We start from the raw sequence: 10,792 nt of genomic DNA on the forward strand, positions 1-10,792 counted from the left end.
CGCCCGCCGGACACCAGGAGCGCATGCCTCGCCAGGTCGGAGAGCTCGCCGTACCGGTGAAGCCGGTCGCCGCGAGCACACCCCTCGCCGAGGTCCAGGCGATGCTGCGCGGCAATCCGCTGCTGCCCGGAGCCGTCGTCCGCGCCGCCGACGGACAGCTGCGACTGCTGAGCCGGGCCCACGTGGAGCAGGCCGCCGTGCCCGGGCTCGACCGCGTGCCCACCATGGGTGACCTGCCGGCGGCCGAGACCCTGAAGCTGCGGGCCAGCACGGCGGTCGACGTCGCCGCGGAAGCGGCGCTGGCCCGGCCGCCCGCGACCCGCGACGACGCCATCCTGGTCACCTGGCCGCACGGGCGCTACGGCATCGCGCCGATGCTCGACCTCATCGCCGCCATGGCCCGCCGCTACGTCCGGCTCACCCGCACCGACGCCCTCACCGGACTCGCCAACCGCCACGCCCTCACCACCCGCGGCGAGGAATGGCTGCGCGAGCACTCCTCCGGCGCCCTGCTGGTCATCGACCTCGACCGGTTCGCCGAGATCAACGACGCCCTCGGCTACCGGGGAGCCGACCAGATCCTGCGCCAGGTCGCCACCGCGCTGGACCAGGCGACCCGGCCCGACGACGTCGTGGCCCGCCTCGACGGCGACCAGTTCGCGGTCCTGCTCGCCGGCCGCCCCGACGGCGACGCCGAACCCGGCGCCGCGCCCGGTCCCGGCGGGTGGGCGGAGCGGCTCGCCCACCAGCTGACCCAGCGGGCCCGCGGCCCGTTCACCGTCAGCGGCATCCCGGTCAGCGTGGAGATGAGCATCGGCGTCGCCCACGCCGCCGACCCGGGCGACGACGTCGACACCCTGCTGCGCCGGGCCACCGTGGCCATGCAGGCCGCCAAGCGGTCCCGCACCGGCACCGAGACGTGGGATCCGCACACCGCCGCGGCCCGCGGCACCGACCTGCGACTGATGGCGGAACTTCGCACCGCCACCCAGCGGGGGCAGCTGCGCCTGCACTACCAACCCCTCGTCGACGCCGCCAGCGGCCGCCCGCACGGGGTCGAGGCCCTCGTCCGATGGGAACACCCCGACCACGGCATCCTGCCGCCCGGCGCATTCCTGCCCGACGCCGAGCGCTCCGACATCATCCTCGACATCACCGACTGGGTCCTCGCCGAGGCCATCGGCCAGGCCGCGATCTGGCGGGCGGCCGGGACGCCCGTGCCGGTCTCGGTCAACATCTCCGCCGCCTACCTCGCCCAGGACCGGGCCGTGGCGACCGTCGCCGCGCTGCTCGCGGTGCAGCGGGTGCCGGCCGACCTGCTCACCGTCGAAATCACCGAGAGCACGATGATGACCCGGCCGGAGCAGGTCGCGACCCGCCTGACCGCCCTGCGCGACCTCGGCGCACGGGTATCGGTCGACGACTTCGGCACCGGCTACACCTCCCTCGCGCTCCTGCCCGAGCTGCCCATCGACGAGCTGAAGATCGACCGGAGCTTCGTGTCCCGCATGGTCGGCTCCGCCCCGCACGCCGCTATCGTGCGTACCGTCACCGACCTGGCGAAGTCCCTCGGCGTGACCGTCGTGGCCGAGGGCATCGAGGACGAGCCGACCGCCGCCGCGCTGCGCGCCCTCGGCGTCGACCTCCTGCAGGGCTACCACTTCGCCCGCCCGCAGAGCCCCGAGCTGGTGCGGTTCGACCCGCCGCTGCCGGCCGCCGCATCGCGCTGATACTTCGGCTCGCGCCGGCCGGCCTGCGGGCGGCGCCGCAGGGAGCCGCCGGCTCAGCGGTCGTCGCCGTCGGCGGGCAGCAGCCCGGATGGCAGATAGAGGCCCTGGCGCAGTGCGCGCACGGCCGCCATGGCCCGCGTGCCGGCGCCGAGTTTGACCATGATGTGCTCCAGGTGGCCGGTCGTGGTGCGCACGCTGGCGGTCAGGGCGGCGGCGATGGCGGCGACGCTGTGGCCCTCCACGAGCAGGCCGAGGACCTCGAGCTCCCGGCGGGTCAGGCCGTGCAGCTGCGGTGCCGGCGAGATCAGCAGTACCGCCCGCAGGTATCCGGGGGGCTGCGGCGGACAGGCCAGCCCGGTCACCTGCACCAGCTCGGCCGCGTCGGTCCCGTCGCGCGGCGCCAGGAACTTCGTCTGGACCTCGCCCCGCCCGACCGCGGCGCCGGCCACCACCGGCACCGGCGAGCCGGCGGCCAGCAGCCGGTCGGCCGGCAGCCCCGGCAGGGCCACGGTGTCACCGGCACGGGTCAGCGCCACACCCGCCACGGCACCGGCCACGACGCCCGCCAGCGCGGCCAGGGTGCGCAGCGGGTCGACCGCGTGCGCGATCAGCGGAGCCAGGGCGGCGAGCAGGTCCCGTACGTCGTCACCGATCGCCGCGCGGTCTTCGGTGTTGGCGTTGAACATGCCCAGGTAACGGCCGTCGGGGGTGGCCAGCGGGACCGCGATGCCCTGGCCGAACCCGGCCGGGTGCAGGTACTCGGCCCATACGGGTACCTCGCTGATCGGTACGGGCGAGTCGGTGAGCCGCAACGGCACGTTCTGCTGGTGCAGACCGACCAGTTCCACGTCGTCCATCAGCGCCGGACCGTTCACGTAGCGCTGCACCACGTCGGGGTAACCCTGGCAGACCAGCGCCGGCTGCATCCGGCGCTCCGGGTCGAGCAGGCTGATCCAGGCGGCATCGAACCGGAGTACCCGGCGCAGCGGCCGCAGCAGCGCGTCGGCCCGCTCGATCAGGCTTCCCGGCGCCACGGCGATCCGGGCAATCTCGGTGGCCACCTGGTCACCGCCCGCGGACACCTCCACGGATCACCTCAAGGCATCGACGGAACACCCGGCCACCCCCGCCGCCGTCCATTATGCCCATCCGGGGGCGGCAGAGGTAATGCCGCCGCCGCTACGTCCGCCCTTCGGGGTCGCGCGGGGTTCTCGACGCCAGAACGTCCCGGATCACCTTGACCAGTTCCCGGGGGCCCATCGGCTTGGTGACGAGCCGATCGACGAGACCCTGTGCCAGGTCCGGAGGATGACCGCTGACCATGATCACCGCTACGCCGGCGGTGGCGGGATCGTCGCGCAGCGCCTCGGCGACCTGTACGCCGGTCAGCCCCGGCATCGTGTGATCGAGCACCACCACGTCGGGCCGGTGTGAGCGCGCCAGCTCGAGCGCCGTGGCACCGTCCAGCGCAGTGTGGACGGTGTGGCCGGCCACCTCGAAGGAGTACGACACGAACTCGGCCATGTCGGTGTCGTCGTCAGCGACCACGATGACAGCCACGGCAACACCTCCCCCGCACCGGTCGCCCCCTGGGCGCAGCCCTTCCCATGCCAGGGGAACGAGGACGTCCGGCGGGAGATACGGCAGAGGCTCAGCATGACGGGCGAAACCGCGCTTCGCGGCCGATTCGCAGGAATGGTCGTCGCCCTGGGCCGGCTTCGGTCAAGAATGAAGATCGCTCTGGTGCGGTCCTCCCGCGTTCGCGACCTTCCAGGTTCTCCGGAGCGGTCCTGGCCTTGCGCCTCGGCACCGGGGCGGGCGGGTGACGTCCGGTCGGTCAGCTGGAGGGGTCGAATCATGAAGCGGGTCATCTCGAGCGTGGGCCGGCGGCTGACCCTGCTCGTCGGCGTCGGCCTGGCGGTGACGCTGGCGATCGTCGGGGCGGTGCTCGTCGGCGTGCAGCAGGTGCAGCAGGTCAGCGAGGAGTTCCACCGGGTGTCGGCCGCGCGGCGGCTGGCCCTGCAACTGGACACCCGGGCCAGCGAGCTGAAGGTCGACGCCTACAAGGCCCTTGTCGTCGCCGATCCGGCCGAGGCGAAGGCCGACGTGGCCGACGACACCGCCCAGGCGCTCGGGCTGGTCCAGAACCTGCACGATCTCCGCCTGGACGGCGAGGCGGCCGCGGCGGTGGCCACCGTCGAGGCGGCCAGCCGGGAGTACACCACCCAGCTCGGCACGTTCGTCGACGCGGCGGTCGCCGACCAGGCGGCGGCCCGCGCCCGGTACGCCGACATCCAGGCCGCCAACGACAAGAGCGACGACGTCCTGAGCGCCGCGGGTGAACTGCTGCAGAAGCAGCTGGACGACGAGACCGCCGAGTTGCAGGCGGCGTTGACCTGGATCCGCAGCATCACGCTGGTCGTCGCGCTCCTCGGGCTGGTGGCGCTGCTGGCGGTGGCCGTCGCGGTGACCCGCTCGATCACCGGACCGCTGCGCCGGCTGCAGAACAGGCTCCGCGACGTCGCCGAGGGCGAGGGCGACCTGACCGCCCGGCTGAACGAGGACGGGCCGGACGAGATCGCCGGGACCGCACGCTGGTTCAACGTCTTCGCGAGCCACATGGCCGCGACGGTCCGCAGCGTGGCCGAGCGGGCGCAGTCGTTGGCCGCCGCGTCCGAGCAGCTGACGGCGTCCTCGAGAGAGCTGAACAGGTCGGCGCAGGACTCCGCCTCCCGCACCGGCGAGGTGTCGGCCGCCGCCGGCACGGTCTCCGACAACGTGCAGACCGTCGCCGCGGGCACCGAGGAGATGACCGCCTCCATCCGGGAGATCGCCGGCAACGCCACCACCGCCACCGAGGTCGCGGCCAACGCCGTCAGCATGGTCGCGTCCACCACCTCCACCGTGGCCAGGCTCGGCGACTCCTCCCTGGAGATCGGCAACGTCGTCAAGGTCATCACGGCGATCGCCGGGCAGACCAACCTGCTCGCCCTCAACGCCACCATCGAGGCCGCCCGTGCCGGGGAGTCCGGCAAGGGCTTCGCGGTCGTCGCCAGCGAGGTCAAGGACCTGGCACAGGAGACCGCGAAGGCCACCGAGGACATCGCCCGCCGGGTCGAGGCGATCCAGGGCGACACCCACGCCGCGGTGACCGCGATCGAGGAGATCTCGCACATCATCGCCCGGATCAACGAGGCCCAGCTGGCGATCGCCTCCGCCGTCGAGGAACAGACCGCCACCACCAACGAGATGGCCCGCAACGTCTCCGGCGCCGCCGGCAGCGCCGAGGAGATCGCCCGCAACGTCACCGTCGTGGAACAGGCCCAGGCCCACACGACCGCGGTCGCCGGCACCACCGCGCAGGCCGCCGACGATCTCTCCCGCACGTCGCAGGAGCTCCACGAGCTGGTCTCCCGCTTCCGCTACTGACCCGGCTCCCGCGGATCGCCCGGGGGTGAGCACGCCACACCGGGCAGACCGTCCTAGGAACCTAGCCGAAAGGAAGGGTGTCGATGTCGGCCATGACGATCTTGCGGTCCTCGACGTCGCCGACGGTCTCCGCCAGGGCCACGGCCCGGCTGCGCGAGTCGCGCGCCGCCTGGAGGTCGCCGGCGACGGCCTGGGCGCGGGCGAGACCCTCGTAGGCGCTCGCCACCAGCCACGCATCCGTCCCCGGGCGGTCGGCGTAGTGCAGGCACCGCCGGGCGTGGTGGAGCGCCGGCTCGGCCCGGCCGAGCGTCGCGTAGACCCGCGAGCACTGCCACTCGCCGATCGCCCGATTCTGGTCGTCGCCGACGGCGTCCCAGTGGAACCGTGACGCGTGGGCCATGTGGATCATCCGCTCGTCCTCGTCGGACGAGCGGGACTCCTGCTCCAGCAGGGCCCACGTCTGCTGGAAGAGCGTACGCGCCAGCTCACGATCCTCGGTGCCGCCCGGCGGATGGGGGTCGCTCGTCGCCATGAGAATTCCTCGTTCGTTGTCGAGCAGGTGGTCGAGGGAGTGCAGGGCCCGCCGGATCCGGTCGTCGCGCGCCTGCAGCGCGGCACGGTGCCGGGCCAGCAGCCGCCGCGCCTCGTCCTCGTCCGCCCCGGCCAGCAGGGCGCGGATGGCTTCCAGCGGCACGTCGAGGGCGCGCAGCCGGGCGATGGTGACGGCCGTGGCGACCTGGCTCTGCGCGTACCACCGGTAGCCGTCCGCCGAGACGACCTGCGGCGCGAACAGACCCAGGCGGTCGTAGTGCCGCAGCGCCTTCGTGGTGAGGCCGGCGCGGCGCGCGACCTCGCCCACCGACAGCATCCCCGCCTCCCGCGCTCCCATGCCGACCACGCTACGAGGTTGCCGCGCGTCAAGGTCAACACCCGCCGCCGGCGTCCGTCATCGCGCCGGTCACCCGGAATGCCCCACCGGGCGGCAGATGCCTGCCGGGAAAGTTGCGCGCCGACCCGACCGCCGGGTGCCTCCCCTGCGTACCGGTGGGTGGCACCGACAGGCAGGGAGGTCGTCCCCATGCAGGAGAGTCCACGGACCACCGGTCACGACGCCGGACCCGGCCCGACACCACCGCCCGCCCACCCGCAGGCGGCCGGCGGGCGGCTGGCGTCCTGGTGGGTGACCGGCGAGCACGCCGGTCCGCGGATCCTCGGCGACGTCCCCGCCGACCTGCCCCCGGACTGTCCCGACGCGCCGCTGCCGGGAGACGAGCCCACGGTCGAATGGCCCGTCATCACCGACCTCGCGCCCACGGACGACGACCCGGCCGAGGATCTCCTGTTCTCCACGGGGAATGCTCCGGCCGCGGACGGTCCGGTCGGCGCCGGGGCGGCAGCGGCCGGTCCCCCGCACGGCCGGGCGCCACGACGGCGCCGGCTGGCCGGGGCCGGCCTCGCCACCGCCGCCCTGCTGCTCGCCGGCGTCGGCGTCACCGTGCTCGGCCGCGGCACGGACACCTCCGGCGGCGACAAAGGCCGCGGCGGCCCGGCCGCCGCGGCCCCGGCGGATCCCACCGCCCCGGCGGACTCGACGCCGCCGGACTCCGGCGGCGCGGCGCCCGCCGGACCCCCTGCGCCTCCGTCCGCGAACCTCCCCGCGCCGGGCCACACCGCGACGGCACCGCGGGACGGCCGTACGGCGGCGGGCTTCGACGTGGTCGGCGACGCCACGGCCGTCACCCTGCGCACCGCCGACCTCGGCGACCGTCTCTACGCGGTCAGCACGCCGCAGGGCAGCGCCGTCGTGCCGCGTGCCGCGGAGAGCGACGGCCGGGTCCGGCTGTGGCTCGACCGGACCGGCGGCCACCGCCCGGGAACGGTCGACATCACGCTGACCTCCCGGGTGCGCTGGGACCTGGGGGTGGCGGGCGGCGCCAGCCTCAGCACCATCGACCTGAGCGGCGGCGGGGTCAGCGGGGTGAACCTGACCGGCGGCGCGAGCCGGATCACGCTGACCCTGCCACGCCCCGACGGGACACTGCGGGTGCGGATGACCGGCGGTGTCAGCTTCTTCGACGTCCGCACGGCCGGCCCGGTCCCGGTCCGGGTCCGCGTCGGCGGCGGCGCGGACCACGTCGTGCTGCACGGGCACAGCCACTCACGCGTCGCCGCCGGTTCGCTGTTCACCCCGGCGAACTGGACCGGGGCCGCGGACCGCATCGACGTGGACGCGGCCGCCGGGATGTCGGCGCTCGTCGTCGCCGCCGAGCAGGCCTGAGGGCGCAGGCCGGACCCGGACGAGGACCCGGTCGCGGCGTCGGGCGAGGCAGCTTTCGGGTGACTCCGGCCGGTGGCGTGCGGGCGTAGCGTGAGGTGGTCCCGCCGGAACAGGAGGAACCATGCTGAGCCAGAGCGCGGTGGAAGCCAACATTCCCGCAGCCGACCTCGACCGGGCCCGCCGTTACTATGCCGACAAGCTCGGCCTGACTCCCGTCGCGGAGTACGGCGGTGAGGCGTTGCGGTACCGGACCGCCGGGGGAACCTTCTTCAACGTCTACCGCACCCAGTACGCGGGACAGGCCGGCCACACCGTCGCCCAGTGGCACGTCGACGACGTCGACGAGGAGGTACGGGACCTGGTCGCCAAGGGTGTCGTCTTCGAGGTCTACGAGGACATGCCCGGCGTCGCGTGGCACGGCCGGGTGGCCACCATCCCGGGGATGGGCAAGGCGGCGTGGTTCAAGGACAGCGAGGGCAACATCATGTGCATCGACGAGGGTGAGCCCGGCAGCTGACCCACCGCGGCACCGCGGGAACCGGGTGCTCAGCGGGTTGCGGACCGCAGCGTCTTCTCGACGGCGGCAAGGAGATCGTTGCGGGTGAAGGGCTTGCCGACGATCGTGACGTCGGGATCGAGCGTGCCCTGGTCGTTCATCAGCGGGTCGGCGTAGCCGGACATGTAGAGCACCGGAGTGCCGGGCCTGACGTCCTGGAGGGCCGCGGCGAGCTCCGGGCCGTTCATCTGGGGCATGACGACGTCGGACAGCAGAGCGTGGATGGCTCCGGTGTGGTCGCGGGCGATGTCGAGGGCTTCCTGGCCGTTGGACGCGGGCAGGACGGTGTAGCCCGCTCTGGCGAGGATGCGGCAGGCGACCTCCCGGACACCGTCCTCGTCGTCGGCGACGAGGATCGTGCGGTCGGCCTGCGTGTCGGTCGCGGCGGGAGGCGTGCTGGCCGGCACCCGCTCCTCGGTGGCGGGGAGGTACACGTTCACGGTGGTGCCGCGGCCGGGGGCGGAGTCGATGGTGAGGTCGCCGGCGGCCTGCCGGACGATGCCGAACGCGGTGGCGAGGCCGAGCCCGGTGCCCTGTCCCTTCGGCTTGGTGGTGAAGAAGGGTTCCACGGCGTGGTCCAGCACGTCGGGGGTCATTCCGTCGCCGTCGTCGCGGACCGCGATGTGCACGTAGTCGCCGGCGGGAAGACCGGCGGGCCGCGGCTGCTCGGTCGCGGTGACCCGCCGGGTCTCGAGCGTCAGGTGACCGCCGTGCGGCATGGCGTCGCGGGCGTTGACCGCGAGGTTGTACAGGACCTGGGTGAGCTGGCTTCCGTCGGCGACCGTGTTGCCCGTGCGCGGATCCAGCCGGGTGGTGATGGTGACGTGCGTGCCGAAGGCGGACTCGGCCATGCGACGGACTTCCTCGACCACGGTGTTGGGGTCGAGCACGGTGGGTTTGACGACCTCGCGGCCGCCGAAGGTCAGGAGCTGGTGCGCGAGGTGCGCGGCGCGCCGGCCGGCGCGGTGGATGTGGTCGAGGTCCTGCAGCATGGGTTCGGCGGCCGCGGCCTGCAGGGGGGCGCCCACGGCCTCGCGGAGCGCTTCCTGGGTGAACTCGCTGAACGACAGGATGATGTTGAGGATGTTGTTGAAGTCGTGCGCGATCGCCCCGGACAGCCGGGCCAGGCTGTCGAAGCGTTCGGAGATGCGGCGCCGTTCGGCGATCTCCCGTTCGCGTTCCGCGGCGTGCCGGCGCTGTTCGGCCTCGACCAGGGCGGTGACGTCGTCGACGGTGGCGACGAAGCCGGCATGCTCGGGTTCCTCGTCCTCGATGAGCCGCACGGTGGTGTGCAGCCAGCGTCGCTGCCCGTCGCCGACGGTGACGCCGCCGTCGAAGCTCGCCTGACCGTCGGGGATGCCCCGCCGGCGGAGCTGGTCGCGGTGTTCCTCCGGCAGGCAGCACAGCCAGCCGTGCCCGAGCAGGCTGTCGGTGCCCATCGCGGTGATGTCCGTCAGGCGCGGGTTGGCGTAGGTGGCACGCAGGTCCATGGTGCCGGAGACGATGCCGACCGGCGAGACGTCGGCCAGGGCGCCGAAACGGGCCTCGCTCTCGTCGAGGGCGAGGACCTTCTCGACCAGTTTGGCGTTGGCGGTCCACAGATGCTCGGGCGCCAGCGCGGTCGGCGGCGCGGCGACCGCCGGCTCGTCGTGCAGTGCCTGCTCGACCGCGGCGAGGAGTTCGGCGGGGTCCGCGGACTTGGGTACCACCTTGGACACGCCGTACGCGGAGGCCAGCGGCGCCGCTTCCTCGGGCAGGTAGTTGGCGGTGTAGAGCAACACGGGGATGTCGGCGGTGCTGGCGTCGGCGCGCAGCTCGTGCACGAACTCGTACCCGCCCATGCCGGGCATGATGACGTCGGTGAGCACGACGTCGGGGTGCAGCCGCCGGGCGATCTCCAGGGCCTGGCGCCCCTCACGGGCCTCGATGACCTGGTGGCCGCCGTCGTCCAGGGTCATGTGGGCGACCGCGCGGCTGGTGGTGCGGTCGTCGACGACCAGGATGGTGGCCATCGTGCCTCCGATCTCGGCGGTGGTCGGTCAGGGCGCCGGCGGCGGCCCGAAGGCGACGGTGACGGTGGTGCCGGCGGGCGAAGCGGTCGCCGACAACGTGGCGCCGCAGCGGCGGGCGCAGCGTTGGGCGAGACACAGTCCCAGCCCGGTTCCCGGCTCGTCGCGTTCGTGGGCCGCCGCGCCGCGTTCGAAGGGCAGGAAGGCTCGCCGCAGCTCGTCGCCGGTCAGGCCGGGGCCCTGGTCACGTACGGCGATGGCCGGTGCGCCGCCCGCGGCGCCGCCCACGGTGACCTGGACGTCCGGCTGGTTCGTGTATTTGATCGCGTTGTCCAGGACCTCGGCGAGCAGCCGGCGTAGCGCCTCCGGGTCGCCGGTGACCAGGACGGCGTCCGGGGGCAGCTCCACGACGACGCGCCGGTCCCGGGCCGCCGCCTCCGGGTGGTGGGCCGTGACGACCTCCTGGACCAGGGCCCGGCAGTCGAACGGCGCCGGGTCGCCGGCGCCCGCGGGCTGGTCGAGCCTGGCCAGCAGCACGAGGCGCTCGACGGTGTGCAGCAGCTCGGCGGCGCTGGAGCCGATCAGCTGCAACTGGGTGACGAGCTGTTCCGGCCGGACCGGCCCCTGACCCAGTTTGCGGGACATGAGGCCGGCGAGGCTGATGATGCCGGAGAGCGGTCCGCGGAGCTCGTGACCGAGTTTCGGCAGCGCGGCCGGGCCGACGAGGTCGACGACCTCGGGCGTGAACTGCACGCCCGGCTGTTCCATGGTCCCCGGCATCGCTCGCCCC

The 10,792-nt window shown here is 73.7% G+C and carries 9 protein-coding genes; 4 read left to right on the forward strand and 5 right to left on the reverse strand.

Annotation, left to right across the window (positions count from 1 at the left end; all coding sequences use genetic code 11):
- The first annotated feature begins 23 nt into the window (after positions 1–23).
- The gene (locus IEY99_RS07380) at positions 24–1,730 is read left to right on the forward strand and encodes a putative bifunctional diguanylate cyclase/phosphodiesterase (protein WP_189200780.1); all 1,707 of its coding nucleotides are present in this window, start codon (positions 24–26) and stop codon (positions 1,728–1,730) included.
- A 53-nt stretch (positions 1,731–1,783) separates the two neighbouring features.
- On the opposite strand, the gene IEY99_RS07385 is transcribed toward IEY99_RS07380, so the two are convergent.
- Positions 1,784–2,791, reverse strand: coding sequence for a helix-turn-helix transcriptional regulator (locus tag IEY99_RS07385; RefSeq protein ID WP_194505961.1), 1,008 nt, complete (start codon positions 2,789–2,791; stop codon positions 1,784–1,786).
- Positions 2,792–2,909: 118 nt separating this feature from the next.
- Positions 2,910–3,290: a response regulator transcription factor gene (locus IEY99_RS07390; protein ID WP_189200784.1), complete on the reverse strand. Its 381-nt coding sequence runs from the start codon at positions 3,288–3,290 to the stop codon at positions 2,910–2,912.
- Between the two features lie 297 nt (positions 3,291–3,587).
- Here IEY99_RS07390 and IEY99_RS07395 point away from each other — a divergent pair, with 297 nt between their 5' ends.
- The gene (locus IEY99_RS07395) at positions 3,588–5,159 is read left to right on the forward strand and encodes a methyl-accepting chemotaxis protein (protein ID WP_189200786.1); all 1,572 of its coding nucleotides are present in this window, start codon (positions 3,588–3,590) and stop codon (positions 5,157–5,159) included.
- A gap of 61 nt (positions 5,160–5,220) precedes the next feature.
- On the opposite strand, the gene IEY99_RS07400 is transcribed toward IEY99_RS07395, so the two are convergent.
- The gene (locus IEY99_RS07400) at positions 5,221–6,048 is read right to left on the reverse strand and encodes a MerR family transcriptional regulator (protein ID WP_189200788.1); all 828 of its coding nucleotides are present in this window, start codon (positions 6,046–6,048) and stop codon (positions 5,221–5,223) included.
- Between the two features lie 189 nt (positions 6,049–6,237).
- Between IEY99_RS07400 and IEY99_RS07405 the strand changes: the two genes are divergently transcribed.
- Both IEY99_RS07405 and IEY99_RS07410 read left to right on the forward strand, forming a co-directional pair.
- On the forward strand, positions 6,238–7,437 hold the full coding sequence (locus IEY99_RS07405; RefSeq protein ID WP_189200790.1) for a hypothetical protein: 1,200 nt from the start codon (positions 6,238–6,240) through the stop codon (positions 7,435–7,437).
- A 121-nt stretch (positions 7,438–7,558) separates the two neighbouring features.
- A complete protein-coding gene (locus IEY99_RS07410; protein ID WP_189200792.1) occupies positions 7,559–7,954 on the forward strand; it encodes a VOC family protein in 396 nt (131 codons plus the stop codon).
- Positions 7,955–7,983: 29 nt separating this feature from the next.
- On the opposite strand, the gene IEY99_RS07415 is transcribed toward IEY99_RS07410, so the two are convergent.
- Both IEY99_RS07415 and IEY99_RS07420 read right to left on the reverse strand, forming a co-directional pair.
- Positions 7,984–10,005, reverse strand: coding sequence for a hybrid sensor histidine kinase/response regulator (locus IEY99_RS07415; protein ID WP_189200794.1), 2,022 nt, complete (start codon positions 10,003–10,005; stop codon positions 7,984–7,986).
- A 27-nt stretch (positions 10,006–10,032) separates the two neighbouring features.
- On the reverse strand, positions 10,033–10,770 hold the full coding sequence (locus IEY99_RS07420; protein WP_189200796.1) for a sensor histidine kinase: 738 nt from the start codon (positions 10,768–10,770) through the stop codon (positions 10,033–10,035).
- Between the last annotated feature and the right edge of the window lie 22 nt (positions 10,771–10,792).

Source organism: Couchioplanes azureus, from assembly GCF_014648355.1.
GTDB lineage: Bacteria > Actinomycetota > Actinomycetes > Mycobacteriales > Micromonosporaceae > Actinoplanes > Actinoplanes azureus.

What these genes read in the sequence shown, in the direction of transcription:
- IEY99_RS07380 (WP_189200780.1), top strand. Translation starts at nt 24, where the DNA reads ATGCCTCGCCAGGTCGGAGAGCTCGCCGTACCGGTGAAGCCGGTCGCC.
- IEY99_RS07395 (WP_189200786.1), top strand. Translation starts at nt 3,588, where the DNA reads ATGAAGCGGGTCATCTCGAGCGTGGGCCGGCGGCTGACCCTGCTCGTC.
- IEY99_RS07400 (WP_189200788.1), bottom strand. Translation starts at nt 6,048, where the DNA reads ATGGGAGCGCGGGAGGCGGGGATGCTGTCGGTGGGCGAGGTCGCGCGC.
- IEY99_RS07405 (WP_189200790.1), top strand. Translation starts at nt 6,238, where the DNA reads ATGCAGGAGAGTCCACGGACCACCGGTCACGACGCCGGACCCGGCCCG.
- IEY99_RS07410 (WP_189200792.1), top strand. Translation starts at nt 7,559, where the DNA reads ATGCTGAGCCAGAGCGCGGTGGAAGCCAACATTCCCGCAGCCGACCTC.
- IEY99_RS07415 (WP_189200794.1), bottom strand. Translation starts at nt 10,005, where the DNA reads ATGGCCACCATCCTGGTCGTCGACGACCGCACCACCAGCCGCGCGGTC.
- IEY99_RS07420 (WP_189200796.1), bottom strand. Translation starts at nt 10,770, where the DNA reads ATGGAACAGCCGGGCGTGCAGTTCACGCCCGAGGTCGTCGACCTCGTC.